Consider the following 26,829-nt stretch of genomic DNA (forward strand, 5'->3'; position numbering starts at 1 on the left):
GGTGGTCGCGGAGGCGGCGCACGACCGGCGTCGCCTCCGTGGCGTCTCCCCTGTCACCCCAGCGGGCGGTAGTACCCGAGGACCGGGGCCAGTTGGGCGAACCATTGACCCAGCAGGTCCCGGCCCTTCGCGTCCACGACGCACTCGTAGAAGCGTCCGTCGAGGTGGATGACGGCCATCATCAGCGTCTTGCCGTTGGGGCCGGCCTTGTAGTGGACACTGCGGATCTCGTGCCAGGGGAACTCGGCGGACCGCCCGTGATCCTCGAAGGCGACACCGGCGGAGTCCACGACGATGGAATTGCGCCGGTCGACCGCCATGAACTCCGGCCCCTCGGAGGGCGGTTGGGGTTGTTGGGGGTACGGCGGAGGCACGGGGTGCGGGTACAACGGCGGGGCGACGGGGTGGCCGTACGGGGGCGGGGCGGGGTGGCCGTACGGAGGGGGCGGCACGGGCGACGCCGGTGGGCCGAAGCCGGGCGTCACGGGAGCCGGCGGACCGAAGCCGGGGTGGGGCGCGGGAAGGGGCGGCGGCGCGGGGGGCTGTTCGACGGGGGCCGCCGAAGCCGGGGGTGGTTCGACCGGGACGTGCGAGCCCGGGGGCGGCTCGATCTGCGCCTGCGGGGAGGCGGTCGGCGGCTCGACGTGGGTCGGCGAAGCGCTGTCCGCCGAGGTGGCCGCCTGCGCCGAGGGGGCGGGCGGGGCGATGAACCAGTCCGCTTCCGAAGGGGGCGCCTCGGGGTGTGCGGTGGCCGCTGACGACACCGGAGCCGCGGGCTGCGGATCGGTGGGCGGCCCTACCGGAGCAGCGACGGGCGGGGCGATGAGCCAGTCCGCTTCAGGCGAGGACGCCGCGGGGGGTGCGGTGGCCGCCGGCGAGACCGGACCGTGGGTCTGCGAGTCGGCGGACGGCGGGGCCGGAGCGGGCGGCTGCGGATCGGCGGAGGGCCACACCTGGGCGGAGACCTGCGGATCGGCGGACGGCCATACCGGAGCGGCGGCGGTCGGGGTGTCCGGGGCAGGGGCCTGTGGGTCCGCGTTCGGGGTGCGGGCCGGTGGGGTCGGTCCGGAGGGAGGCGGTGGGGTGGTCATCTGCGTCGGCCCTCGTCGGTGGTGTGGTTCCCGTCGGCCGAGGATATCCGGCCCTCCCGACAGCCGACGCGGGCCGGCCCCGGCCGCACCTGCCCACCCACCTCACCGCCACCACCCGGTCTCCTGCGCCACCCACGCCCCCACGCCCCGCAAGGCAGTCGGCGCCCCCGTCTCAGAAGAAATCCCCCCACGGCTGATCCCAGACCTGCTTCACGCACAGCGTCAGGAACAGCAGGCCCGCGATCGCCAGCATCCCGTTGCTCAGTGGGCCGTTGCGCCATTCCCTCGGGGTGCGGGCCGAGTTGAGGAGCCAGATGAGGGTGCCGGCCAGGAAGGGGAGGAACGCCGCGCCCAGGACGCCGTAGAGGATGATCAGGCGGAAGGGCTGGCCCTGGAAGAGCAGGACGATGGGCGGGAAGGTCAGCCACAGCAGGTACGCGCGGAAGGGCCACGAGCGTTCGCGGGCGCCGGAGGCCACCTCCTCGCCCTTCTGCGCGCCCTGGCCCCGGAAGCGGGCCACGAAGTCCGCGAACATCAGGCTCACCCCGTGCCAGACGCCGATCAGCGAGGTGAAGGAGGTGGCGAAGAAGCCGATGAGGAAGAACTTGGCCGTGGCCGAGCCGTACTCGTCCTCCAGGATGTCGCTCAGCTGGATGAGCCCCTTGTCGCCGCTCGCGATCGCCACATTGGCGGAGTGCAGCAGCTCCGCGCCCACGAACAGCATGGCGACGACGAAGATGCCGGTGGTGAGGTAGGCGACCCGGTTGTCCAGGCGCATCACCTTCATCCAGCCCGTGTCGGTCCAGCCCTTGGCGTTGACCCAGTAGCCGTACGCGGCCAGCGTGATGGTGCCGCCTACCCCGCCGATCAGGCCGAGGGTGTTGAGGATCGAGTCCTTCTCGTCGGGCAGGACGGGCAACAGGCCCGCGAAGGCGTCCGCCAGGTTCGGGGTGACCCTGATCGCCAGGTACACCGTCACCACGAACATGACGCCCACCAGGACCGTCATGACCTTCTCGAAGACCGCGTACTTGTTGAACCAGACGAAGACCAGACCGACCAACCCGCAGGCCACGGCCCACCACTTGAGGTCCATCACGTCCGGGAAGAGCGCCTGGAGCGGCAGCGCGCTCGACGACATCGCGGCCGCGCCGTACACGAAGCCCCAGACGACCACGTAGACGGCGAAGAACCAGGTGGTCCAACGGCCCAGGCTCGCCCAGCCGTCGAACAGGGTGCGGCCGGTGGACAGGTGCCAGCGGCCCGCCGCCTCCGCGAGGGAGATCTTCACCAGGCAGCCGATGACCGCCGCCCACAGCAGCGTGTAGCCGAAGTTGCTGCCCGCGATGAGGGTGGCGACCAGGTCACCGGCGCCGACGCCGGTCGCGGCGACGACGATCCCTGGTCCGATGTACCGCCAACTGGCCTTGCGGGGTACGGAACCTGCCTCACCGGTCACTGTGTTGTCCGTGGTGTCCGCCATGAAGGTCAAGAAACCCTAAAGATCCCGGACCGGCAAGAGGGCGTGCGGTGAAGGAAGTCAGCCCTTGACTCTCTTGACCTGACCATGTCAGACACGGACGATGAGCGGCACACCCGCACCTGTACGTCGCTGAACCACCCCCCGCTCCACTCCCCGCTTCCGGAGATCCCGGAATCCCTGGAGAACACAGGAGAATTCATGCGACTTCGCATACGCGGTTCCGGCACCCGCGGCGGCACCCGCTACGCCACCTTCGCCGCCGTCGCCTCCCTCATGACCTTCGCCCTCGCGGCCCCGCTCTCCGCGAACGCCGACAGCGCCCCGAAGGCGGCCCCGAGCGCCGAGGACGTCCGCCAGTACGAGATCCACCAGCAGACGACTCCCGTGACCCGTACGGCGATCCAGCAGACCGGAGTGACGGTCGACGAGGCGGACGAGGAGACGGTGGTCGTCTCCGGCCGGGCCTCGCAAATCAAGAGGCTTCGCCAACTCGGTTACGACGTGGAGCCGTTGGGCACCGCGCCGGACCGGGTCGCCCCCGGCGAGGCCCGGCTCTTCGACTTCCCCTCGGCCGACTCGCGCTACCACAACTATGCCGAGATGACCGCCGAGATCGACCAGCGGATCGCCGCCTACCCGAGCATCATGAGCAAGCGGGTCATCGGCACGTCGTACCAGGGCCGGGACATCGTGGCCATCAAGATCAGCGACAACGTGGCGACGGACGAGGCCGAGCCGGAGGTGCTGTTCACCCACCACCAGCACGCCCGTGAGCACCTCACCGTCGAGATGGCGCTGTACCTGCTGCGCGAACTCGGCGCGGGCTACGGCAGCGACTCCCGGGTCACCAACATGGTGAACAACCGTGAGATCTGGATCATCCCCGACCTCAACCCGGACGGCGGCGAGTACGACATCGCCACCGGCTCGTACCGTTCGTGGCGCAAGAACCGGCAGCCCAACTCCGGTTCCTCCGCGGTCGGTACGGACCTCAACCGCAACTGGGCCTACCGCTGGGGCTGCTGCGGCGGTTCCTCCGGGTCGACGTCCTCCGAGACCTACCGGGGTCCGTCCGCCGAGTCGGCGCCCGAGGTCAAGGTGGTCGCGAACTTCGTGCGCAGCCGGGTCGTCGGCGGGGTCCAGCAGATCAAGAGCAACATCGACTTCCACACGTACAGCGAACTGGTGCTGTGGCCCTACGGGTACACCTCCGCGGACACGGCGACCGGCATGACCGCCGACGACAACGCCGCGTTCAAGGCGGTCGGGCAGAAGATGGCCGCGAGCAACGGGTACACGGCGGAGCAGGCGAGCGACCTGTACATCACCGACGGGTCGATCGACGACTACCTCTGGGGCACGCACAAGATCTTCTCGTACACCTTCGAGATGTACCCGTCGTCCAGCTCCGGGGGCGGGTTCTACCCGCCCGACGAGGTGATCGAGCGGGAGACGTCACGCAACCGGGACGCGGTGCTGCAACTGCTGGAGAACTCGGACTGCATGTACCGGTCGATCGGCAAGCAGGCGCAGTACTGCTAGGGAGTCTCCTCGGACTCCTCTTCGGCCGGCTCCGGCGTCTCGTCCTCGAAGTACTTGTCCATCACCGCGTCCAACTGCTGGTCCCACTCGGCGAATTCGGACCGTGACCCCGCCTCGATCTCGATCGGGTACCAGCGGCGGTCGGGAGTGTGCACGGTGAGGGTGTAGCGCTTGCCGAAGCGGGGCGTCTCGGTCTCGATCGCGCCGATCTCGTCCCAGCGGAACTCGCAGGCCTGGTCGTCGAGGGAGAGTCGTACACCCTGGTGGTCGGCGACGACCCTCGCACGGCGGTCGGCGGCCTCGAAGACGGGCCCGTCGGGAGCCTCCTCATCGGCAGGCTCCCCGGCGGGCTCCTCGGCGCGCTCGCCCTCGGTCTCGGTGGACTCCTCGGCAGGCTCCTCGACGACCTCCTCCGCGGTCACCTCCGCCTTCTCCGGGGCGGACTCCGCCTCGCCGGACACGGGTGAGGTGAGCCCGGGGATGTAGGCCGGGTCGAATCCGGCGCCTTCCAGGGGCTGGCTGCTCGAACCTATGCGCTGCTCCACAGCGGGCAGTATGGTCGACGATCCTGTGCCCGGCACACTCGGCCCCTACATCGTTACCGGACGCCTACATGGGGCGGTTGCACACCGGGGGGCGGGCGTGGACATGGGGCGGCGTGGACAGGGAACGTGCGTCGTCGCTAGCCCAGAACCGCGAGCGCGTCGATCTCGACGAGGAGGCCCGCGGGCAGACCGACGTAGACCGTCGTGCGCGCGGCGGGCGGCTGGGTGAGGCCCTGCTCCTCGAAGTAGGTGTTGTAGATCGCGTTCATCTCGGCGAAGTGGTCCACGTCCGTCAGGTAGACGCGGATCATCATCACGTCGTCCCAGGAGGCACCGCCCTCCTCCAGGATCGCCTTGACGTTGGCGAGGGTCTGGAGGGTCTGCTCGCGCAGGGTCGGCCCGGCAGGCGTGGGCGGCCTGCCCTCCTCGGCGGGGAGGAACCCGACCTGCCCGGCGACCTGGAGGATGTTGCCCTTGCGCACCCCGTGGGAGAACTTCGCGGGCGGGGTGGTGTGGGTGCTCGGGGTGAGCGCGGTCTTGTCCGTCATGCGGGTTCCTTCGCTGTCGTTCTGCCGGAGTACTCGCCGCTGACGGCCTCGGCCGTACGGCGGAGCTGCGGGAGCAGGGTGAGGAGTTCCTCGGCGGTCACGACGACGTTCGGCGCGGAGACCGACATCGCGGCGACGACCCTGCCGTCGGCACCGCGGACCGGGGCCGCGACGCAGTTGATGGACTCCTCGTGGCCACCGAGGTCGACGGCCCAGCCCTGTTCGCGCACCCGCGCCAACTCCTCCAGGAAAGCAGGGGCGTCGGGTGTCGAACGGGCCGTGTAGAGGGGGTATTGCAGCGAGCCGGCGAGGGCCCGTCGCTCGGCCTCGGGGAGGTCGGCGAGCAGCAGTTTCGCGACGGCGGCGACGGTGAGCGCGACGGGTTTGCCGATCCGCGAGTACATCCGCACGGGGTAGCGGCTCTCGACCTTGTCGATGTAGAGCACCTCGTCGTCCTCGTACACGGCGAGGTGGACGGTGTGCCCGCAGCTCTCGTTCAGCCGTACGAGATGGGGGTGGGCGATCTCGCGGATGTCGAGGTTCTCCATCGCCTCCTGGGCGAGCGCGATGAGGCGGGCGCCGAGCCGGTAGCGCTGGTCGGACTGGCGGTAGACCATGCCGTGCTCGTGCAGCGTGCGCAGGAGCCGCAGCGCGGTGGACTTGTGCACACCGAGCCGGTCGGCGACCTGGCCGAGATCGGCGGGCCCCTCGGCGAGCAACGGCAGGATGCTGAGCGCTCGGTCGACGGTCTGACTCATGGCGTGCGTACCTCCTCCGAGGCCGTCTCGGCTCGCGTCCAGCCGGGGCCGAGTCGAAGTGTCCCCCACGCGTCGTCCCCGAGGGCCGCGAGCCGGTCGGCGTGTGCGCGGGAAGGGGGTGGAGCCAGGTCACCGGGGACGGTGAGGGCGGCGGCGGCCCAGAGGTGGCCGTGCCGGAGCCGGTCGCGGAGGGCCAGTTCGCGCAAGGTCGCGCAGAGGAACCCGGCGGCGAAGGCGTCACCGGCACCGGTGGTGGCGACGACGTCGACGGAGAGGGCGGGGGCGAAGGTGTTCGAGGGGGGCGCATCAACTGACTGCGACCGGAACCCACCCAGGGGCGCGGGGCTGCATCGATATGCGGCTCCGCCGCGGGGCGCGACAATCCCCCACTCGGCCGCAGCTGACACGAACGCGGTGGCCCCCCTTCCCCCTTGCTTCACCACCAGCACCGAAGGCTCAGGCAGCACCGCCCGAATCTCCGAAGGTCCCCCCGTCACCCCCCACGCCTCCTCCGCCTCGTCCTCCCCCAGGAACACGATGTCGGCCCCCCGCGCCAGCTCCAGCAGCACCCGCGGACCCTCCGCGTCCCGCCACAGCCGGGGGCGATGGTTGACGTCGAAGGAGACGAGGGGCCGTTGCGGCCCGGGGGCCGTCAGCTCACGCACCAGCTCCAGGCACTCGGGAGACAACGCGGCGGTGATCCCCGAAAGGTGCAGCACCCGCCCCGCCCGCACCACCGACAGATCCACGTTCTCGACGGACATCGCCGAAGCCGCCGACCCCGCCCGGTAGTACGCGACCTCGTGCCCGTCCGAGCCCCGGTCCCCAGCCGTGCGGAAGTACACCCCGGTGGGCCGCGACGGATCTCGGGCGACCGCCGAGACATCGACCCCGTGTCCGCCGATCGTCTCGACCAGATGATCCCCGAACCCGTCGGCCCCGACCCGGCTGACCCACCGCACCGCGAGGCCGGCGGCAGCCAACCCGCACGCCACGTTCGACTCCGCGCCCCCGATCCCCCGGTCGAAGGACGGCACGTCGGCGAGCCGCCCCGGCCGGCCGGGCAGGAACGTGACCATGGACTCGCCGAGCGTGACGACGTCCACGGCGTCGGGGGCGTTCACGATGGTCGCGGCTCCTTCATTGACCCGGCGTTCGCCAGGATGTTAGACAGCACTGAGCGGTACACGCAATGGACGTTGCACATACTGCAACACACTGATCGGGAGGCCCTGTGTCCGGTACCGAAGCGCTCGCCCGCCTCTCGGAGGACCGCGTCGACCACCGCTTCAAGGGCCTCCCCCCGGACGCGGACGGCCTGACCGTGGCCGAACTGACCGCCCAGCGCCGCAATCTCTTCACCGACGGCTTCACCACCCCTGTACTGGCCCTGTCCGCCGAGCGCCTGGAGCACAACCTCGCGCTCATGGAGACGTACGCCACCCGCCACGGCCTCGCCTTCGCGCCGCACGGCAAGACGACCATGGCCCCCCAGCTCTTCCGGCGGCAGATCGAGCACGGCGCCTGGGGCATCACCCTGGCCGTCCCCCACCAGGTCCGGGTCGCGCGGGCGTACGGCGTCCAGCGGGTCTTCCTCGCCAACGAACTCGTGGACCCGGCGGCGCTGCGCTGGATCGCCGGGGAACTCGCGCACGACGAGGACTTCCGGTTCGTCTGCTACGTCGACTCCGTGCGCGGGGTCGAGCTGATGGACGAGGCGCTGCGCGGGGCGTCCCGGCCGGTGGACGTCGTCGTCGAACTGGCCGCCGGTGAGGGCGCCCGCACCGGTGTCCGTACGGAGGCGGAGTGCGCGGCGGTCGCCGACGCGGTCGCGGCCGCCGGGACCCTGCGGCTCGTCGGGGTCGCCGGCTACGAGGGCGAGGTCCCGCGGCCGGACCCGGAGCGCGTGCACGCCTGGCTGCGCCGGCTCGTGGCCCTGGCCGCCGACTTCGACAAGGCCGGGCGGTTCGCGGCGCAGGGACTCGACGAGATCGTGATCAGCGCCGGCGGCAGCGCCTGGTTCGACGCGGTCGCCGACGTCTTCGCCGAGATCCCCGAACTCTCCCTGCCGGTCCTGAAGTTGCTGCGTTCCGGCGCCTACGTCTCGCACGACGACGGCCACTACCGCAGGCTGACCCCCTTCAACCGGGTCCCGGAGGAAGGCGCGCTGGAGCCCGCGTTCCGGCTCTGGTCGCAGGTCGTCTCCCGCCCCGCACCCGAGCAGGCCTTCACCAACGCGGGCAAGCGGGACGCGGCCCACGACCTCGACCTCCCCCTCCCCCAGGTGGTCCGCCGCGACGGCACCGAGCGGCCCGCGACCGGCATCGAGGTGACCGCCCTCTCCGACCAGCACGCGTGGCTGCGCACCGCCCCCGGGGTGGACCTGGAGGTGGGCGACTGGGTCGGCTTCGGTCTCTCGCACCCGTGCACGTCCTTCGACAAGTGGCAGCTGATCCCGGTGGCCGAGGCGGACGGCACGGTCGTCGACTACGTGCGCACCTTCTTCTAGAAGCTTCAGGACGCGGGAGGTCCGGCATGGAGGAGCTCGTCATCCGGGACGCGGACGTCGTCGACGGCAGCGGCGGCCCGTGGTACCGCGCCGACGTGGTGGTCGACCGCGGCCGGATCGTGGCGATCGTCAAGGAGGCGGCCGACGCGGGCTGCCAACGCCCCAAGGCCCGCAGGGAGCTGGACGCGGAGGGGCTCGTCCTCTCCCCCGGTTTCATCGACATGCACGCGCACAGCGACCTGGCCCTCCTGCGCGACCCCGACCACAGCGCCAAGGCCGCGCAGGGGGTCACCCTCGAAGTCCTGGGCCAGGACGGGCTGTCGTACGCCCCGGTCGACGACCGCACGCTGGCGGAGGTCCGGCGGGCCGTCACCGGCTGGAACGGCCCCGGCGACGACATCGACTTCGACTGGCGGACGGTCGGCGAGTACCTGGACCGCCTGGACCGGGGCATCGCCGTCAACGCGGCGTATCTGATTCCGCAGGGCACGGTCCGCGCGCTCGCCGTGGGCTGGGAGGACCGGGCGGCGACACCCGAAGAGCTGGACCGTATGCGGCGGTTGGTCGCGGAGGGGATGGAACAGGGCGCGGTGGGGATGTCGTCCGGGCTGACCTACACCCCCGGCATGTACGCCGAGGACGCCGAACTCACCGAGCTGTGCCGGGTGGTGGCGCGGTACGGCGGCTACTACTGCCCCCACCACCGCTCGTACGGAGCGGGGGCCCTGGAGGCCTACGCGGAGATGGTCACGCTGGCCCGGGAGGCCGGCTGCTCCCTCCATCTCGCCCACGCCACCATGAACTTCGGCGTGAACGAGGGCCGGGCGCCGGAGCTGCTGACCCTCCTGGACGAGGCGCTGGCGGCGGGCGCCGACATCACCCTCGACACCTACCCCTACACCCCCGGCTCGACCACCCTCGCGGCGCTGCTGCCGAGTTGGGCGAGCGAGGGCGGCCCCGAGGAGACCCTGAAGAGGCTCGCGGACGACGGGACGGCCGAGCGGATCCGCCACGACCTGGAGGTCGTCGGCGCGGACGGCTGCCACGGGGTGCCGGTGGACTGGGACACGATCGAGATCTCGGGGGTCGGGGACCCGGAGCTGACCCGGCACGTGGGCCGCCGCCTGGACGGCTGGACGACCGCCCGCCACCTGCTCCTCGCCGACCGGCTGGCCCCTTCGATCCTCCAGCACGTCGGCCACGAGGAGAACGTCCGCACGATCATGCGGCACCCGGCCCACACCGGCGGCTCGGACGGCATCCTCCAGGGCGCGAAGCCGCACCCGAGGGCCTACGGCACGTTCCCGCGGTATCTCGGCACGTATGTGAGGGAGTTGGGGGTGCTGTCCCTGGAGGAGTGCGTCGCCCATCTGACCTCGCGCCCGGCGTCCAGGCTCCGGCTGCCGGACCGGGGTCTGGTCAAGGAGGGCTACCGGGCGGACCTGGTGCTGTTCGATCCGGAAACGGTGGCCCCGGGCTCCACTTTCGCCGACCCACGCAGGCTGCCCATCGGCATCCCCCACGTCCTGATCGACGGCAAGTTCGTGATCGAGGACGGCAAACGCACAGAGGTCCTGGCGGGGCGGGCGGTCCGTAACAGTCCCATGTGACGGAACGCCCAGCTCAACTCCCCAGGGGCGCTACGGCTTCGGCAACGTGCACGCGCTCGCGTTCAGGTTCAGCTGGTTCCCCGTGGTGAAGCAGGCGGGGATGTTGTAGATCTCCTGCGCGTAGTTGATCCCCTCCCGGACGGTCACGTTGCCGTTCGCGTCCACCTCGCAGGGGTTGTTCTCCGTGCAGCGCTGCCCGTCCTCGTTGCCGGTGTTGTTGACGGCGACGACCTTGCCGGTGGACTGGTCGATGACGGGCGAGCCCGACGTGCCGCCGATGGTCTGGCAGGCGGAGGTGTAGCGGACCGAGTCCTTCCAGGTCCAGTCGCCCTCCTTCAGCCGGTACGCGAACCCGTCGATGTTGCAGTTGTAGAGGGTCTTCCAGTAGCCGGAGGCCACGGTGATGGCGGTCCCGGCCGTCGGGTGGGTGTCCTGCACGGTGAGGGCGGAGATGCCGTACGAGCTCTTGATCGACGCGTACGTGGAGGTGAGCTGGTAGATCGACACGTCCGTGTCGGTCATCGTGCCGTAGGCGAGCTTGCTGGCGCGCAGGGTGGCGACGCGGGTGCCGGCGGAGTTGAGCAGCCCGAAGGTCCGCGTGGACGCCTGGTTGGTGAGCACCTCGCCCGGCTCGGGGAAGCCGGTGGTGAGGCAGTGGCCGTTGCTGAGGACCAGCGCGGGGTCACTGTCCAGGGAGTTCGGGAACCGGATCACCGAGCCCGAGCAGTTGCTGAGCGAGACGGTTCCGGCGAGGGTGACGGCCTTGAGCGACGGCGACGGTGACGTCAGCTGGGACAGGCCTGCCGTGGCGGAGGTGAGCGTGTCGTGGACCACGGAGGTGACCGTGTCGGTATCGACGCTCTTGCCGACGCCCGCGGCGGTGGGTTCGGCGGCGACCGCGGGTGCCGCGCCGATCCCGGCCAGGGCCAGGGCGCTGAGCACGGCGACGAGAGGCTTTCTCATGTGGGGGTCCCCTCTTGCGACTTGGGCGGCCGGAAATCTTCCGGCCGCCCGTGAGTTTGTCATGCACATTGTGAAGAAGGGTGGTCACTTGGGCAAGAAGCTGTGCCGAGACCGCGCCTCTCGACGGGCGAACCTGCACATCCGGGGCGCCAGGCACCCGGCATTTCTCGTCGGCGAGATCAACTTACCCATTCACAGGGCTACTTGGGCTTCTTCGAACCGCCCTGTCCGCGCCCTTTGCCGCCGGAGTTCCCCGGACCGTCCGCGGTGGCCGTGCCCGTGACCGAAGGGGTGGCCGACGCACCGGAGGAGGCCCGCACGGACGGACCACCGGAGGCCGGGCCCCCGGACGCGTCCGCGGAGGCACCGGCGGCGTCGGCGCCCGAGGTGCCCGGGGCCGGGGATGCGGCGGCGCCGGCCCCCGAGCCTCCCGAGGCGGTCGCGCCCGGGCGCTCCGGACGGGCGGAGGCGGCCGGGCCGGTGGCCTCGCCCGGCGTCGCGGAGGCCGAGGCGGCACCCGTCCCGGGCCCCCGGTCGGGCCCGGAGGAGGAATCCGTCAGGGACAGCCCCGCGATCAGCGCGGCCGCCCCCACGGCCCCCACGGTCCCGACGACCGTGACGACCCGGCGCGAGCGCCGGCCTCCCGTGCCGCGGGCGGCCCGCCGCCGGGCGGCCCGGCCGCCGGACTCCGGGCCGCCGCCCCCGGGGGCGCCCGCTCCCGGGGCACCGGACTCGATCAGGGGAAGCTCGGCCGTGGCGTCGTACGCGTTCTGCCAGCCGTGCGCGGCCGCGGGGTCCGTGTACTCCTCGTACGCCGGGGCCGCTCCGGGCTGCGGCTGATAGACGTTCGGCGCACCGGACTCGTATTCGACTGGCCTGGACATGGCGACGGATTGTAGGGACGGATGAGGCCGGTGGGACAGCTACCGGCGATAACGGACCAAACCACCACGTCTCAAGTGGCGGAAAACACGGACCATGGAGCGTTACCGGGCCGTAAGCTCCCAGACATGCAGGTGATCCAGTCGACCAAGCTCGCCAATGTCTGTTACGAGATCCGGGGCCCGGTTCTCGAGGAGGCGATGCGCCTGGAGGCGGCCGGGCACCGCATCCTCAAGCTGAACACGGGCAACCCCGCCGCGTTCGGGTTCGAGGCGCCCCCGGAGATCCTCGAGGACGTCCTGCGGAACGTCTCGACCGCCCACGGGTACGGCGATGCGAAGGGGCTGCTCGCCGCACGCCGCGCCGTCGTCATGCACAACCAGACCATCGGCATCGAGACCGACGTCGAGCACGTCTTCATCGGCAACGGCGTCTCCGAGCTGATCGTGATGGCCATGCAGGGCCTTCTCGACGACGGTGACGAGGTCCTCGTTCCCGCCCCCGACTACCCGCTGTGGACCGCCGCCGTGTCGCTGTCGGGCGGTACGGCCGTGCACTACCGCTGCGACGAGCAGTCCGACTGGATGCCCGACCTCGCGGACGTGGAGCGGAAGGTCACCGACCGCACCAAGGCGATCGTCATCATCAACCCGAACAACCCGACGGGCGCGGTCTACGACGAGACCATGCTCAAGGGGCTGACCGACATCGCCCGCCGCCACAACCTGCTGGTCTGCTCGGACGAGATCTACGACAAGATCCTCTACGACGGCGCCACGCACACCCCGACCGCGAAGGTCGCCCCGGACCTGCTCACCCTCACCTTCAACGGCATGTCGAAGGCGTACCGGGTGGCCGGGTACCGAGTGGGCTGGATGTCGATCTCCGGGCCGCGCGCGCACGCCGACTCCTACATCGAGGGCCTGACCGTCCTCGCGAACATGCGCCTGTGCGCGAACATGCCGGGACAGCACGGCGTGGTCGCCGCACTCAGCGGCCGCCAGTCGATCAACGATCTCGTCCTGCCGGGCGGCCGGCTCATCGAACAGCGGGACGTGGCGTACGAGCTGCTGACCCAGATCCCCGGCGTGAGCTGCGTGAAGCCGAAGGGCGCGCTGTATCTCTTCCCGCGCCTGGACCCCAAGGTCTTCAAGATCAAGGACGACCGGCGGATGGTCCTCGACCTGCTGCGCCAGGAGAAGATCATGGTCGTCCAGGGCTCCGGCTTCAACTGGCCCGAACCCGACCACTTCCGGGTGGTGACCCTGCCGACGGTCGGCGACCTGCGGGACGCGGTGGGGCGGATCGGGAACTTCCTGGACGGGTACGGCCAGCCGTAGATCTTTCGGTCCGGTTTTTCAGCTCGCTCAACTTTAGACGAAATCTAAGCTAGGATGGTTTCCTGACAGCACAGGAGGCCATCCCATGTACGAGCCGATCCGCACCAAGTCGGTCCACTCCACGATGGCCGACGCCCCCACCGACTTCCCCCACCGTTCGCGTGAGGAAGAGCTGGACATCCAGCTGGCGGGCCACCTCGCCGCGCTGCTCGCCGTCACCGACGAACTGCGCGCGCTGGAGCCGTCCGCCGACCTGGACACCGCGGCGGAGCGGCTCGCCGCCCAGGTGGCCCGGCTGCGGGGCGGAGGCGCACCGGCCCGCGTGCCCCTGACCGCGATCCCCGCCACCCCCGACATCACCGACCTGCACCGCCGCGCCCACGCGGTGGCGGGACGGGCCCTTCTCGTCGCGGCCTCCCGTGCGGACACGGCGTCCGCGATCCTCGCGGCGGAGCGGATGGATCACCACACGGCGGCCCTGGAGCCCCGCGAGCTCGCCGCACGCTGAGCCCTACGGCTCCCTGAGCCCTACGGCTCCTTCTGACGGCCCCGGTCCGCGCGTACCCGCAGCGACGTGCGGACCGGGAGCCATGCACTGCGTTGGCTTGGGCCGGGGTGCCTTCTCGCCGTAGGGGTTCCGGTTGTCGGGCGGGTGCGGGTTCGTCGTGGCTGGTCGCGCAGTTCCCCGCGCCCCTTCAACAGACGCCCGTTCTGATCCGGGACCGGCACTACACCTGCCGTTCACCCTGGTTGCCCAGGAACTTACCGTTCCGCGAGCACTCTTCACGGCGTGAGACGAATCGTAGGAATCGTCCTCGCGGTACTGCTGATCGGTGGCGTGGTGGCTGCCGTCGTGGCGGGCCGCAGCAGTGAGGACAGTGGCACGGCAACGAAGACCGTGCGTGGAGTGATCGGGTCGGAGAAGGCGGAGTTCTTCGAGGACCCGGACGTGGTGAAGGCCCTCGCCGCCAAGGGCTACACCGTCAGGGCCGAGACCTCGGGGTCCTGGGCCATGGAGGGGCTGGACCTGCGCGGGTACGACTTCGCGTTCCCGTCCAGCCAGGCCCCGGCCGCCGAACTCGCCGCGAAGTACAAGGTGCGGGGGACCCTCCCGCGTCCCTTCTACTCGCCCCTCGTCGTCGTGGCGCACAGGAGCGCCGCCGAGGTCCTCGCGGGCAACGGCCTGGCCACCCTGGACGAGGAACACCGCGGCATCCTCAAGATGGCCGCCTATCTCGACGCGGCCCGCGCCGACCGTACCTGGCAGCAGCTCAAGGGTGCCGGAAAGTACGGGGAGTTGACCGGCACCCTCTATCTGTCCAGCACCGATCCGGAGACCTCCAGCTCGGGCGCCCTCTACCTCGCCGCCGCCTCCTGTGTGGCGAACGGCGGCAAGGTCGTCGCGAGTGCGGCCGAGGTCGGCAGGGCGGCTCCCCTGCTGCACAAGCTGGTCAGCGTCCAGGGCGCCCAGCAGTCCAGCACGGACGCGGCCTTCCGGGACTTCGTCAGCGGCGCCGGCAATCCGCTGGTCCTCGTCTACGAGTCCCAGGTCGCCTCGCTCCTCGCGGACGGGCAGCACCCCGACGACCTGGTCGTGCTCTACCCGGACACCACGGTCAACAGCGACCACACCGTCGTACCCCTGACCGAGGGCGGTCAGGGGCTCGCCGAACTCCTGTCCACCGACCCCCGGTTGCGCGAGCTGGAGGTCCGGCACGGGTTCCGGCCGCAGGGCGAGGCGACCGGGTTCGCCTCGGACACCAGCTATCTCCAGCAGGAACTGACCGGCGTCCGCCAGGCGCCCGTGCCCACCTCCGCGGTGCTGCACGAGCTGGCGCGACGGGCGCGCGGATAACGGGGGGCATCACCTATGACATCCATGAACGACGGCGACACCTTCCTGCTCACACCGCCCGAACCGGTGGCCGCCGTACCGCGGGAGAAGGCCGGCGGGCTCGTCCCCGTCGACGACTCGGTGCGCACCGAGATGGCCCGCAAGGCCTCCGCGTACGTCGAAGGCCTCGCCGTCCTCGACGCCCGCTCCCCCGAGTTCGCCGGCAAGGTCGGCGAGATCACCGGGCTCGGGGCCGGCGAGATGCGTACCGCGGCCGCGCAGTCCAACCGGATGCTGGAGCGGACCGTGCGCAGCCTGCCGGACAAGGGCGGGGACGCCCAGGCGCAGGTGGCCGGATCGCTCGTCGAACTGCGGCGCGTGGTCGAGGACCTGGACCCGAGGGATCTGTCCGCCTCCAAGGGCCGCAAGTTCCTGTCCCGGCTCCCCGGCGGCAACAAGCTGCGCGACCACGTCGCCAAGTACGCCTCCGCGCAGGGCACGTTGAACCGGATCGTGGGCTCGCTGCGCGGCGGTCAGGACGAACTCCGGCGTGACAACGCCGCATTGCAGACCGAGCGGGTCCGGCTCTGGGAGACCATGGGCAAGCTCCAGGAGTACGTCGTGCTCACGGAGGCCCTGGACGCGGCCGTCGAGCAGCACCTCACCGCCGTGGGAGATCCGCAGGCGGCCGACTCGCTCCGCGCCGACGTGCTCTTCCCGGTCCGGCAGAAGCACCAGGACCTGCTCACCCAACTCGCCGTCTGCGCGCAGGGATACCTGGCGATGGACGTCGTACGGCGCAACAACGAGGAGCTGATCAAGGGCGTCGACCGGGCGGCCACGACCACCGTGTCGGCGCTCAGGATCTCCGTGATGCTGGCGTCCGCGCTGGACCACCAGAAGAAGGTCGTCGAGCAGGTCAACGCGCTGCGCGGGACGACCGAGGACCTGATCCGGGGCAACGCCGAGATGCTGGCGACCCAGAGCGGGGAGATCCAGCGCATCGCCGCCGACCCCGCGGTGGGCGCGGAGGCCCTGCGGGGCGCCTTCCAGCAGATCTACCGGACGCTCGACGCGATCGACACCTACGAGGTCCGGGCGACCGAGGCGATGGCGGCGACCGTGGAGTCGCTGACCGCCGAACTCCAGCAGGCCAGCGGGTACTTGGAGCGCAGCCGGTCGCAGGGCGCGCTGGAGGGGGGCCTCGGGTGAGACGACACGCACTGGCCGTCTGCCTCGCGGCGCTCGGCCTGCTCACCGCCTGCACGGCACAGGGCGACGGGACCGGCGGTGTCCCGACGCCCGGTGTCCCCGGCCCCGCCGAACCGGGCACCCTGCGGGTCCTCGCCTCCAGCGAGCTCAGCGACATGGGCCCGGTCCTCGCCCAGGTCGAGAAGGACACCGGCGTCACGGTCCGGCCGACGTACGTCGGCACCCTGGACGCCGTGAACATGCTGGCGAAGGGGGCCGTGGACGGCCGTTACGACGCGCTGTGGCTGTCCTCGAACGACTACCTGCGACTGCGCCCCGAAGCGGCGGGGAAGGTGGTCTCCGAGACCCCGATCATGTCGAGCCCGGTCGCGATCGGCGTCAGGAGCGCCACCGTCACCCGGCTCGGCTGGAAGCCCGCGGACGTCACCTGGTCCCAGGTCGAACAGGCCGTCCAGGACGGCCGGTTGACGTACGGCATGACGGACCCGGCCCGCTCCAACTCCGGTTTCGCCACGCTGGTCTCGGTGGCCTCCGCCCTCTCCGGCGCCCAGTCGGCGCTCACCGACGCGGACGTCACGAAGGCCACGCCCCGGCTCAAGGAGTTCTTCACGGGCCAGAAGCTGACCTCGGGCTCCTCGGGCTGGCTGGCCGCGGCCTACGGCCGGCGCGACGACGTGGACGCCCTGCTCAACTACGAGTCCGTCCTCAAGGGCGTCCCGGGCCTGACCGTGATCCGCCCCCGCGACGGCGTGATCACCGCCGACTATCCGCTCACCTCGCTGAAGTCCACGAACGCGCGGACCCGCGAGGACGTCCGGCGGGTGACCGAGGAGCTGCGCACCGAGAAGGTCCAGCGGGAGATCACCGTACGCACCCATCGCCGTCCGGTCGTCGCCTCCGTGCCGCCGGCCGCAGGACTCGACACCGCCCGCCGCCGCGAACTGCCCTTCCCGGGAACCCGTTCCGTCGCCGACGGCCTGCTCGACTCCTACGAGAACGAACTGCGCCGCCCGTCGCGGACCGTATACGTCCTGGACACCTCGGGCTCGATGGAGGGCGAGCGCCTGGACCGCCTCAAGTCGGCCCTCACCGACCTCACCGGCGACTTCCGCGAGCGCGAGGAGGTCACCCTGATGCCGTTCGGGTCGCGGGTGAAGGACGTCCGCACGCATGTGGTCGAGCCGTCCGATCCGGGGTCCGGCCTGGACGTGATCCGCGCGGACACGGCGGCGCTCTCCGCGGACGGGGACACCGCGATCTACACCTCGCTGGAGAAGGCGTACGACCATCTCGGCACCGGAGGCGACACGTTCACGTCGATCGTGCTGATGACGGACGGGGAGAACACGGCGGGCGCCGAGGCGAAGGACTTCGACGCCTTCTACGCCGGGCTCCGCGGGGGCCTGCGGGACATCCCCGTCTTCCCGATCCTGTTCGGCGACTCCGACCGCTCCGAGCTGACCCACATCGCCGACCTGACCGGCGGCCGCCTCTTCGACGCCCAGAAGGGCTCGCTGGACGGCGCGTTCGAGGAGATCCGTGGCTATCAGTAGATACCTGGAGTCCCGCAAGAACATCGCGGGCAGCGCGTGCGGTCTGGCCGGCCTGACGCTGACCTTCACGGGGGTGGCGGGACCGTACTGGCCCGTGGTGGTGGCCGGGCTCTACGGCGCGGGCGCCCTGATCGCCCCGCCGGAGCGGCCGGCCCTGCCGGACTTCCCGGACCCGTCGGCCCAACTGGACGAGCTGCGCGGCGACTTCGAGAAGCTGCGGGAGTATCTGACGGACATCGAGCTGTCGGTCACGGCGGCCGCCCGGCTGCGCGAACTCACCGAGTTGCTGGCCGCGTTGCTCGACCAGGGCTGGAGCAAGGAGCTGCTGACCCACGACCCGGAGGGGGTGCACTCGCTGTCCCGGATCGTGCGGCGCGACCTGCCCGAGGCCGTCGACAGCTTCGTACGGACCCGGTGGTGGACGCGGATGACACCGGGCACGGAGTCGCCCGAGCTCCATCTGGAGCAGCAGCTCGGTCTGATGAAGCAGGACGCACAGCGGTTGGCGACGGCCCTCCGGGACACGGAGGCCCGCCGCCAGGAGACCCACACCCGGTACCTGGAGGACCGGGGCGGGCACCACGGGGTCAGGGGCAGCTGAGCGGGTGTCGGTCCCGGAAGCCGAAAAGCACCCCGCACAAGACGGCACGCCCCCCACGCCGTTGTGCGGGGCTGTTCGTGACTCAGGGCCTGACGGCCCTCGTGCCGCCTCCCGCGGCCGGCCCGTGACGATCACGGGTCAGGGCTCCCATCGGGGCCGGCCGCGGGGGTGTGAGAGGGGACGTCAGCCCAGGCGCTTCACCAGCGCGTGGTACTCGTCCCACAGTTCCTTCGGCGTGTGGTCGCCGAAGGTGTTGAGGTGCTCGGGGACGAGGGACGCCTCCTCCCGCCACACCTCCTTGTCGACGGTGAGCAGGAACTCCAGGTCGGAGTCGGCCAGTTCGAGACCCTTGGTGTCGAGCGCCGCAGGCGTCGGCAGCACACCGATCGGCGTCTCGACGCCCTCCGCCCGGCCTTCCAGCCGCTCCACGATCCACTTCAGGACCCGGCTGTTCTCACCGAACCCGGGCCACACGAACTTGCCGTCGTCGTTCTTGCGGAACCAGTTGACGTAGTAGATCTTCGGCAGCTTGGACTGGTCCTTGTCCTTGGCCACGTCGACCCAGTGCCCCATGTAGTCGCCCATGTTGTAGCCGCAGAACGGCAGCATGGCGAAGGGGTCGCGGCGCAGTTCACCGACCTTGCCCTCGGCGGCCGCGGTCTTCTCGGAGGCCACGTTGGCGCCGAGGAAGACACCGTGGTTCCAGTCGAAGGACTCGGTCACCAGCGGTACGGCGGAGGCGCGGCGCCCGCCGAAGAGGATCGCGGAGATCGGCACGCCCTTGGGGTCCTCCCACTCGGGCGCGATGATCGGGCACTGCGAGGCGGGCACGGTGAAGCGGGCGTTGGGGTGCGCGGCCGGACGGTATCCATTTGCTTCGCGGGCGGACGCCGGAGTCCAGTCGTTGCCCTTCCAGTCGGTGAGGTGCGCCGGGGTCTCCTCCGTCATCCCCTCCCACCAGATGTCGTTGTCGTCGGTGAGGGCCACATTGGTGAAGACGGAGTTGCCCCACAGCGTCTTCATCGCGTTGGCGTTGGTGTGCTCGCCGGTGCCGGGCGCGACGCCGAAGAAGCCGGCCTCGGGGTTGATCGCGTAGAGCCGGCCGTCCTCGCCGAACCGCATCCAGGCGATGTCGTCGCCGATGGTCTCGACGGTCCAACCGGAGATCGTGGGCTCCAGCATGGCGAGGTTGGTCTTGCCGCAGGCGGACGGGAAGGCGGCGGCGACGTACTTGGACTCACCGGTCGGCGGGGTGAGCTTGAGGATCAGCATGTGCTCGGCGAGCCAGCCCTCGTCGCGGGCCATCACCGACGCGATCCGCAGCGCGTAGCACTTCTTGCCGAGCAGGGCGTTGCCGCCGTAGCCGGAGCCGTAGGACCAGATCTCGCGGCTCTCGGGGAAGTGCGAGATGTACTTGGTGGAGTTGCACGGCCACGGGACGTCCGCCTCGCCCTCCGCGAGCGGGGCGCCCAGGGTGTGCACGGCCTTGACGAAGAAGCCGTCGGAGCCGAGCTCGTCGAGGACCGGCTGTCCCATGCGGGTCATCGTGCGCATGGAGACCGCGACGTAGGCGGAGTCGGTGATCTCGACGCCGATCGCGGAGAGGTCCGAGCCGAGGGGGCCCATGCAGAACGGGACGACGTACATCGTCCGGCCCTTCATCGAGCCGCGGAAGACGCCCTTCTCGCCCTGGAAGATGTCCCGCATCTCGGCGGGGGCCTTCCAGTGGTTGGTCGGGCCCGCGTCCTCCTCCTTCTCGGAGCAGATGAAGGTGCGGTCCTCGACGCGCGCGACGTCGGTCGGGTCGGAGGCGGCGTAGTAGGAGTTGGGGCGCTTGATCGGGTCGAGCTTCTTGAACGTGCCCTTCGCCACGAGCTCCCCGCACAGGCGCTCGTACTCCGCTTCGGATCCGTCACACCAGACCACGCTGTCCGGCTGGGTCAGTTCGGCGATCTCGTTCACCCACGAGATCAGTTCCTTGTGCTGGGTCGGGATGACAGAGGGAGCCGCGATGTCGCGCGCCACGATTGCTCCTAGATGAGGGATTTTTTGTTTGGAGGCCCCGTGGGGGCTGCGGCCCGGATGCTTCTCGCGCCTTCTCGGTGGTGACCTAGGCGCTCATCCGGTGCCGACCGCACTCATTTGATCATCCGACTGAAGCGCCCATCTGTCCAGAGGGCATCACAGGTGAGCGGAGTGAGGATCGCCACGCTTTCCTTGTGCACAGCGCGTTTATTTGCGTGCACGTAGAGTTGTCATGACCGTTTCTTTACAGGCCAACTCCCGCGAGACGCTGACCACTCCTGGCCGCCGACCCGTCCGCACTCACCCGGCACCTACGGCCGCCTCGGTACCATGCGGGTCATGACGCCGCCCGCCCCCGACGCCGCCTCCCTGCCCCACCAGATCAAGCAGACCGCTCAGCACCTGGCCGAGCCGATCAAGCCGAAGCTCCGCGGCTGGCTGCATCTGGGCATGTTCCCGGCCGTGCTGATCGCCGGCCTGGTCCTGACCGCCCTGGCGGACTCCACCAGAGGCCGCATCGCGTGCAGCATCTACGTCCTGACGGCCTGCCTGCTGTTCGGCGTCAGTGCGCTGTACCACCGGGGCAACTGGAGCCCGCGCATGGACGGCGTCCTGCGCAGGCTGGATCACGCCAACATCTTCCTGATCATCGCCGGCACCTACACCCCGCTGACGATGCTGCTCCTGCCGGGCAGCAAGGGGCAGTGGCTGCTGTGGGGCATCTGGGGCGCAGCCCTGGCCGGCATCCTGTTCCGGGTCTTCTGGGTCGGCGCCCCGCGCTGGCTCTACACGCCCTGCTACATCGCGATGGGCTGGGCGGCCGTGTTCTTCCTGCCCGACTTCATGCGCGCGGGCGGCATCGCGGTGCTGGTCCTGGTGATCGTCGGCGGTCTGCTCTACAGCGCGGGCGGCGTGATCTACGGCATCAAGCGGCCGAACCCGTCACCGCGCTGGTTCGGCTTCCACGAGGTGTTCCACTCCCTCACGCTGGCCGCGTTCGTCGTCCACTACGTCGGCATCTCACTGGTGGCCTACCAGCACGGATAGCCCCCCTCCCGCACCTCCAGGGCCACGGCTTACCGCCGTGGCCCTTTTTGCATGCCGAAACCGATTGACACTCACTACTTTTTGAGAGTTACTCTCATTTCATGGACACTCTCACTCCGGACCCCCGCCGCTGGTGGGCCCTGGCCGCCCTCGTCGCGAGCATGCTCACGCTCGGCTTCGACCTGACGATCCTCAACGTGGCCCTGCCGACGATGGCCGCCGACCTCGACGCCGGCACCGGCGCCCAGCAGTGGATGGCGGACGCCTACGTCGTCGTCTTCGCGGCCCTGATGCTCCCCGCCGGCCTGCTCGGCGACCGCTTCGGCCGACGCCGCATGCTGATCACCGGACTCGGTGTCTTCCTCGCCGGCTCCCTGGTCGGCGCCCTGGCCGGCGACGTGAACGCGGTGATCGCCGCCCGCGCCGTCATGGGCGTCGGCGGCGCCCTCGTCACCCCGCTCGCCCTGTCCGTGCTGCCCACGCTCTTCGCCCCCGACGAGCGCACCAAGGCCGTCGGCGTCGTCTCCGCCGCCTCCGCGCTCGGCCTGCCCCTCGGCCCGATCATCGGCGGCTGGCTGCTCAACCACTTCTGGTGGGGCTCGGTCTTCCTGGTCAACGTCCCCATGGCCGCCCTCGGCATCGCCGCCTGCGTCTTCCTGCTGCCCGAGACCCGCGACCCCTCCTCCCCCGAGGTCGACGCCCTCTCCGCCGCGCTCACCGTCACCGGCCTCGGCGCCCTGGTCTACGCGATCATCGAGGCACCCACCCGCGGCTGGGGCGACCCCCTGGTCCTCGGCATGCTCGCGGCGTCCGCCCTCCTGATCGCCGCCCTGGTCGTGCGCGAACGCCGGGTCCGCCGCCCCATGCTCGACATGACCCTGCTCACCCACCGCGGCTTCCTGCTCAACACCGTCGCCGCGACCCTGGTGAACTTCATCCTCTCCGGCCTGCTGTTCGTGCTCCCGCCCTTCCTCCAGGCCGTCCTCGGCCACGACGCCCTCGGCACCGGCGTACGCCTGCTGCCGATGATGGGCGGACTCCTGATCGCCTCCCGCCTCGCCCCGAAAGCCGTCGCCCGCTTCGGCGCCCGCGCCACGGTGAGCGCCGGCCTGGTGGTCCTCGCCTTCGCCGGGATCCTCGGCAGCCGTACGACCATCGCGTCCGGCTACGGCTTCGTCGCCCTGTGGCTCTCCCTCACCGGATTCGGCTTCGGCCTCTCCCTCATCCCCGCCATGAACGGCGGCCTGAGCGCCCTGCCCCGCGACCGCGCCGGCAGCGGCTCCGGACTCCTGATGACCATGCGCCAGGTCGGCGGCGCGATCGGCATCGCCCTGCTCGGCAGCCTGCTCGCCGCCGGCTTCAAGGACCGCCTCGACGTCACCGGGCTGCCCCCGCGCGCCGCCGACACCGCCGGCGAGTCGGTGGTCGCCGCGCACCTCGTCGCCCAGCGCACCGGCTCGGCCGACCTGCTGGCCTCCGCCAACAGCGCGTACGTCCACGGCATGGGCGTCGTCCTGCTGGTCTGCGGGATCGCGGCCCTCGTAGCCGCCCTGCTCGCCGCGGCCTTCCTGCCCTCCGCACCCCGCCCCACCGAGACCTCCACAACCCCGGACATGGCTGCCGAGGAGGCCGATGCCCGACAATGACTCCCATGACACCCGCACGCTCCTTCCCCCTCTCCGACAGCCCCCAACTGGGACTTCGCGAGCGGAAGAAGATCAAGACACGCACGGCGATCCGCGACGCGACCTACGCCCTGATCCGGGAACAGGGCTACGAGGCCACGACGGTCGAGCAGATCGCCGAGCGTGCCGAGGTGTCACCGTCCACGGTCTTCCGCTACTTCCCCACCAAGGAGGACATCGTCCTCACCGACGAGTACGACCCGATCCTGGTGCGGGAACTCCACGAACGGCCCGCCGACGAGCCGTGGACGGAGTCGCTGCGGCACGTGCTGCGCAAGGCCATCGCGGTCGGCCTCGCGGAGGACCCGGAGGCCACCCGGATCCGCTCCCACCTCATGCTCCAGGTCCCCGCGGTGCGCGCCCGGATGCTGGAGAGCATGTCCGTCACCGGCCGTATGCTCGGCGAGGCCGTCGCCGAACGCAGCGGCCGGTCCGGGGACAGCCTGGAGGTCCGGGTCTACACGATGTCCCTCATCGGCGGCCTCACCGAGGTCTCCCTGTACTGGGCGGAGAACGACTTCCAGGACGACTTCGCCGAACTCTTCGAGCGCGCCCTGACGGTCATCGAACGCGGCCTGCCCACGAAAAACCCCTGAGACCGGCCCCGCCCCGCATGACATCCTGACCGGGTGAGCGCACCGGAGATCCACATCCAATTCGCCCCCGAACTGGCCCTCTTCGTCCCGGACGGACGCCGCGGCGGCCCCACCCCGCTCACCACCGACGGAGTCTCCTCCCTCGGCCACGTCGTCGAGTCGACCGGCGTCCCGCTCACCGAGGTAGGGGCGCTGCGGGTGGACGGCCGCGAGGTCCCGAGGTCCCACGTCCCCGCAGCGGGCGAGTCCGTGCGGGTCGACCCCGTCACCCGCCCCCAGCAGGTCCCCGGCGCCCCCCTGCGCTTCCTCCTCGACGTCCACCTCGGCACCCTCGCCCGCCGGCTGCGCCTGCTCGGCGTGGACACGGCCTACGAGTCGACGGACATCGGCGACCCGGCCCTCGCCACCCGCTCGGCCACCGAGAAACGGGTCCTGCTCAGCCGCGACCGGGGCCTGCTGCACCGCAGGGAGCTCTGGGCCGGCGCCTTCGTCTACAGCACCCGCCCCGACGACCAGCTCCACGACGTCCTGGACCGCTTCCGCCCCGACCTGCGCCCCTGGACCCGCTGCACCGCCTGCAACGGCCTGCTGCGCGCGGCGACCAGGGAGGAGGTGGCGGACCGGCTGGAGAGCGGCACCCGACACTCCTACGACGTCTTCGCACAGTGCCAGGAGTGCGGCCGGGCGTACTGGAAGGGCGCCCACCACGAACAGCTGGAGGCGATCGTGGAGCGCGCCCTGGCCGAGTTCAAGGGCGCCGCGGACGCCTAGCCGCCCAGCGTCACCCGCAAGGCGTCCGCGTCCGTCGTCGGCGCGTCACACGTGAAGTGCCGGCACACGTACGCCGTGGCTTCACCGCCCACGAGGATCCGGTCGGCGAGCAGCGGGAGTTCACCACTGTCCGGTGTCCCCACGGCCACGACCGCACCCGGCGCGGTCCCGAGAAGTGCCGTACGGTGCAGGGTCCTTGTGGCGTCGTCGGTCAGCGCGGGCCCGACCACCGCGACCTCCCTCGGCCCGTCCAGGAACGCCTCGGCCACCGCAAGCCCCCACCCGATGAACCGCGGCACCCGGGGCCCGAGCGCCTTGACCACCCCGAGCGCCTTCTCGGCGGCGGCCCGATGGGGCTCGGCACCGGTCTGCGCCGCATAGGACAGCAACGCCCCGGCAGCGGCGGTCCATCCGGACGGCACCGCGTTGTCCGTCGGATCCTGCGGCCTGCGGATCAGCCGCTCGGCGTCGGAGGCGGTGTCGAAGAGCCCCCCGTCCTCCCCCGTGAACCGGCTCAGCACATGGTCGAGCAGGAACCCGGCGAAGTCGAGCCAGACGCCCTCACCGGTGACCGACGCGAGCGCGAGGAAGCCCTCGGCGACATCGGCGTAGTCCTCCAGCACCCCGGCGTTGGGGCCGACTTGACCGTCCTTGCTGGTACGGGAGAGTCGTGCCTGCTCGTCGAGATGGACCCGTACGAGAAGGTCCGCGGCGCCGAGCGCGGCCTCGACCAGGTCGGGACGGTCGAAGTAGGCACCGGTCTCGGCGAGCGCGGCGACGGCGAGACCGTTCCACGCGGCGACGACCTTGTCGTCCCGGCCGGGGGCAGGCCGCAGCGCCCGCGCGTCGAGCAGCCGCCGCCGGACGGACTCGACCTTCTCGGCGTCGAACACGGTGTCCTGCTGGGGCAGTTGCAGCACCGACTGCCCGTGCTCGAAGGTGCCCTCCTCGGTGACCCCGAAGTACTGGACGGCAAGCTCGCCGTCCTCCTCCCCCAGCACCTCCCGCAACTGCTCCGGCGTCCACACGTAGTACGCGCCCTCAACGTGCTTCCCGGTCCCGTCGTCACTGTCGGCATCGAGCGCCGAGGCGAACCCGCCCTCGGCGGTGCGCAGTTCACGGACCATGAAGTCGGCGGTGTCGAGAGCGACCCGACGGGCGAGCTCGGAGCCGGTGGCACGCCAGAGGTGGGCGTAGACGCGGCACAGCAGCGCGTTGTCATAGAGCATCTTCTCGAAATGCGGCACCACCCAGTCCCGGTCGACCGAGTACCGGGCGAAGCCACCGCCGAGCTGGTCGTGGATGCCCCCGCGCGCCATGCGCTCACAGGTGTCCTGCGCCATCTGCAACGCACCCTCGGCGCCGGTGCGGGCGTGATGCCGCAGCAGGAACTCCACGACCATGGACGGCGGGAACTTCGGCGCCCCGCCGAACCCGCCGCGCTGCGCGTCGTACTCCCGCGTCAGCCCCAGCAGAGCCGCGGCGAGCTGCTCCTCACCGGGTGCCTTCGAGTCGCCGTAGGAGATCTCCCGCCCGGCGAGATCCCGCACGATCTTCCGCGCCACCTCACCGACCTCGTCCCGCCGGTCGGTCCAGGCGGCCCGCACCCCCTCCAGCACCTGCCGGAAGGAGGGCATTCCGTGCCGGGGAGCGGGCGGGAAGTAGGTACCGAAGTAGAACGGCTCGGCGTCCGCGGTGAGAAACACGGTCATGGGCCACCCACCCTGCCCGGTGGCGGCCTGGACGGCCTCCATGTAGACGGCGTCCACGTCGGGGCGTTCCTCGCGGTCGACCTTGACGCTCACGAAGTGCTCGTTGAGGTAGTCCGCGGTGGCCTGGTCCTCGAAGGACTCGTGAGCCATGACATGGCACCAGTGGCAGCTCGAGTACCCCACGCTCAGCAGGACGGGCTTGTTCGTCTTCCGGGCCTCCTCGAAGGCCTCGGCCGACCACGGCCACCAGTCGACGGGGTTGTCGGCGTGCTGGAGCAGGTAGGGGGACGTCTCGTGGGCCAGTCGGTTCGGCATGGGGTCCATCCTGCCGCAGTACCCCGGCGGTGTGCCGTCAGGCGGGCCCCGGAGGGTGACGTCGGGCCTTCACCTGCCGGGGGAACCACCCGGCCCGCCGCGTCGCGCAGCGACTTCACCGACCCGCTCACCGGGACCCGGCACCCCCGCCCTCTCGCCCCGATGGGCCGTCCGCAGCACACTTGACCAAGAAAGCCGTTGCCGCCG

At 70.8% G+C, this 26,829-nt stretch carries 23 protein-coding genes; 13 read left to right on the forward strand and 10 right to left on the reverse strand.

Going from position 1 to position 26,829, the window contains the following annotated elements; all coding sequences use genetic code 11:
- Positions 1-53: 53 nt before the first annotated feature.
- Together H295_RS48585 and H295_RS0118745 are read right to left on the reverse strand one after the other, a co-directional pair.
- Positions 54-1,091 (reverse strand): hypothetical protein, encoded by a 1,038-nt coding sequence (locus H295_RS48585; protein WP_324606066.1) that lies wholly within the window; start codon positions 1,089-1,091, stop codon positions 54-56.
- A gap of 172 nt (positions 1,092-1,263) precedes the next feature.
- Positions 1,264-2,574 (reverse strand): Nramp family divalent metal transporter, encoded by a 1,311-nt coding sequence (locus H295_RS0118745; protein ID WP_020136873.1) that lies wholly within the window; start codon positions 2,572-2,574, stop codon positions 1,264-1,266.
- 198 nt (positions 2,575-2,772) lie between these two features.
- Here H295_RS0118745 and H295_RS0118750 point away from each other — a divergent pair, with 198 nt between their 5' ends.
- Positions 2,773-4,116, forward strand: a complete 1,344-nt coding sequence (locus H295_RS0118750; RefSeq protein WP_028809508.1) for a M14 family metallopeptidase — start codon at positions 2,773-2,775, stop codon at positions 4,114-4,116.
- Here the strand turns inward: H295_RS0118750 and H295_RS0118755 are convergent.
- The 4 genes from H295_RS0118755 to H295_RS0118770 all read right to left on the reverse strand — a co-directional run bounded on the left by H295_RS0118755 (position 4,113) and on the right by H295_RS0118770 (position 7,046).
- Positions 4,113-4,661: a hypothetical protein gene (locus tag H295_RS0118755; protein WP_020136875.1), complete on the reverse strand. Its 549-nt coding sequence runs from the start codon at positions 4,659-4,661 to the stop codon at positions 4,113-4,115. The two genes, H295_RS0118750 and H295_RS0118755, sit on opposite strands and share 4 nt — an antisense overlap.
- 137 nt (positions 4,662-4,798) lie before the next feature.
- Positions 4,799-5,209, reverse strand: a complete 411-nt coding sequence (locus H295_RS0118760) for a RidA family protein (protein ID WP_020136876.1) — start codon at positions 5,207-5,209, stop codon at positions 4,799-4,801.
- Positions 5,206-5,967 (reverse strand): IclR family transcriptional regulator, encoded by a 762-nt coding sequence (locus tag H295_RS0118765; protein WP_020136877.1) that lies wholly within the window; start codon positions 5,965-5,967, stop codon positions 5,206-5,208. The genes H295_RS0118760 and H295_RS0118765 overlap by 4 nt, the downstream gene beginning before the upstream one ends.
- Entirely contained in the window at positions 5,964-7,046 is a 1,083-nt protein-coding gene (locus tag H295_RS0118770) for a sugar kinase (protein WP_234021637.1), read from the reverse strand. The genes H295_RS0118765 and H295_RS0118770 overlap by 4 nt, the downstream gene beginning before the upstream one ends.
- 155 nt (positions 7,047-7,201) lie before the next feature.
- Here H295_RS0118770 and H295_RS0118775 point away from each other — a divergent pair, with 155 nt between their 5' ends.
- Both H295_RS0118775 and H295_RS0118780 read left to right on the forward strand, forming a co-directional pair.
- Positions 7,202-8,476: an amino acid deaminase gene (locus H295_RS0118775; RefSeq protein WP_020136879.1), complete on the forward strand. Its 1,275-nt coding sequence runs from the start codon at positions 7,202-7,204 to the stop codon at positions 8,474-8,476.
- A 26-nt stretch (positions 8,477-8,502) separates the two neighbouring features.
- Positions 8,503-10,086 (forward strand): N-acyl-D-amino-acid deacylase family protein, encoded by a 1,584-nt coding sequence (locus tag H295_RS0118780; RefSeq protein WP_020136880.1) that lies wholly within the window; start codon positions 8,503-8,505, stop codon positions 10,084-10,086.
- Positions 10,087-10,116: 30 nt separating this feature from the next.
- Here the strand turns inward: H295_RS0118780 and H295_RS0118785 are convergent, their stop codons facing one another.
- Positions 10,117-11,049: a S1 family peptidase gene (locus H295_RS0118785; RefSeq protein ID WP_028809509.1), complete on the reverse strand. Its 933-nt coding sequence runs from the start codon at positions 11,047-11,049 to the stop codon at positions 10,117-10,119.
- Between the two features lie 200 nt (positions 11,050-11,249).
- Positions 11,250-11,933: a hypothetical protein gene (locus H295_RS0118790; protein WP_020136882.1), complete on the reverse strand. Its 684-nt coding sequence runs from the start codon at positions 11,931-11,933 to the stop codon at positions 11,250-11,252.
- A gap of 126 nt (positions 11,934-12,059) precedes the next feature.
- On the opposite strand from H295_RS0118790, the gene H295_RS0118795 reads away from it, so the two are divergent.
- From H295_RS0118795 to H295_RS0118820, 6 genes are all read left to right on the forward strand, one after another.
- A complete protein-coding gene (locus H295_RS0118795; RefSeq protein ID WP_020136883.1) occupies positions 12,060-13,271 on the forward strand; it encodes a pyridoxal phosphate-dependent aminotransferase in 1,212 nt (403 codons plus the stop codon).
- An 85-nt stretch (positions 13,272-13,356) separates the two neighbouring features.
- Positions 13,357-13,779, forward strand: coding sequence for a hypothetical protein (locus H295_RS0118800; RefSeq protein WP_020136884.1), 423 nt, complete (start codon positions 13,357-13,359; stop codon positions 13,777-13,779).
- A gap of 282 nt (positions 13,780-14,061) precedes the next feature.
- Positions 14,062-15,126, forward strand: a complete 1,065-nt coding sequence (locus H295_RS0118805) for a substrate-binding domain-containing protein (RefSeq protein WP_028809510.1) — start codon at positions 14,062-14,064, stop codon at positions 15,124-15,126.
- A 24-nt stretch (positions 15,127-15,150) separates the two neighbouring features.
- Positions 15,151-16,317, forward strand: a complete 1,167-nt coding sequence (locus tag H295_RS0118810; RefSeq protein WP_020136886.1) for a toxic anion resistance protein — start codon at positions 15,151-15,153, stop codon at positions 16,315-16,317.
- A complete protein-coding gene (locus tag H295_RS0118815) occupies positions 16,314-17,870 on the forward strand; it encodes a substrate-binding and vWA domain-containing protein (RefSeq protein WP_020136887.1) in 1,557 nt (518 codons plus the stop codon). The genes H295_RS0118810 and H295_RS0118815 overlap by 4 nt, the downstream gene beginning before the upstream one ends.
- Positions 17,857-18,471, forward strand: coding sequence for a hypothetical protein (locus H295_RS0118820; protein ID WP_020136888.1), 615 nt, complete (start codon positions 17,857-17,859; stop codon positions 18,469-18,471). The genes H295_RS0118815 and H295_RS0118820 overlap by 14 nt, the downstream gene beginning before the upstream one ends.
- Before the next feature lie 183 nt (positions 18,472-18,654).
- Here the strand turns inward: H295_RS0118820 and H295_RS0118825 are convergent, their stop codons facing one another.
- On the reverse strand, positions 18,655-20,496 hold the full coding sequence (locus tag H295_RS0118825) for a phosphoenolpyruvate carboxykinase (GTP) (RefSeq protein WP_020136889.1): 1,842 nt from the start codon (positions 20,494-20,496) through the stop codon (positions 18,655-18,657).
- 339 nt (positions 20,497-20,835) lie between these two features.
- On the opposite strand from H295_RS0118825, the gene trhA reads away from it, so the two are divergent.
- The 4 genes from trhA (at position 20,836) to H295_RS0118845 (ending at position 24,595) form a co-directional block, all read left to right on the forward strand.
- Complete coding sequence (trhA, locus tag H295_RS0118830) at positions 20,836-21,543, forward strand: PAQR family membrane homeostasis protein TrhA (protein WP_020136890.1); 708 nt, start codon at positions 20,836-20,838, stop codon at positions 21,541-21,543.
- A gap of 101 nt (positions 21,544-21,644) precedes the next feature.
- Positions 21,645-23,189 carry an MFS transporter gene (locus H295_RS0118835; RefSeq protein ID WP_020136891.1) on the forward strand — a complete coding sequence of 515 codons (1,545 nt, stop codon included), beginning with the start codon at positions 21,645-21,647 and terminating at the stop codon, positions 23,187-23,189.
- A 5-nt stretch (positions 23,190-23,194) separates the two neighbouring features.
- Entirely contained in the window at positions 23,195-23,824 is a 630-nt protein-coding gene (locus H295_RS0118840) for a TetR family transcriptional regulator (protein ID WP_020136892.1), read from the forward strand.
- A gap of 33 nt (positions 23,825-23,857) precedes the next feature.
- Positions 23,858-24,595, forward strand: a complete 738-nt coding sequence (locus H295_RS0118845) for a Mut7-C RNAse domain-containing protein (RefSeq protein WP_020136893.1) — start codon at positions 23,858-23,860, stop codon at positions 24,593-24,595.
- On the opposite strand, the gene H295_RS0118850 is transcribed toward H295_RS0118845, so the two are convergent.
- Positions 24,592-26,622, reverse strand: coding sequence for a thioredoxin domain-containing protein (locus H295_RS0118850; RefSeq protein WP_020136894.1), 2,031 nt, complete (start codon positions 26,620-26,622; stop codon positions 24,592-24,594). The two genes, H295_RS0118845 and H295_RS0118850, sit on opposite strands and share 4 nt — an antisense overlap.
- Between the last annotated feature and the right edge of the window lie 207 nt (positions 26,623-26,829).

The sequence above is a fragment of the Streptomyces sp. 351MFTsu5.1 genome (assembly GCF_000383655.1).
Classification (GTDB): domain Bacteria; phylum Actinomycetota; class Actinomycetes; order Streptomycetales; family Streptomycetaceae; genus Streptomyces; species Streptomyces griseorubiginosus.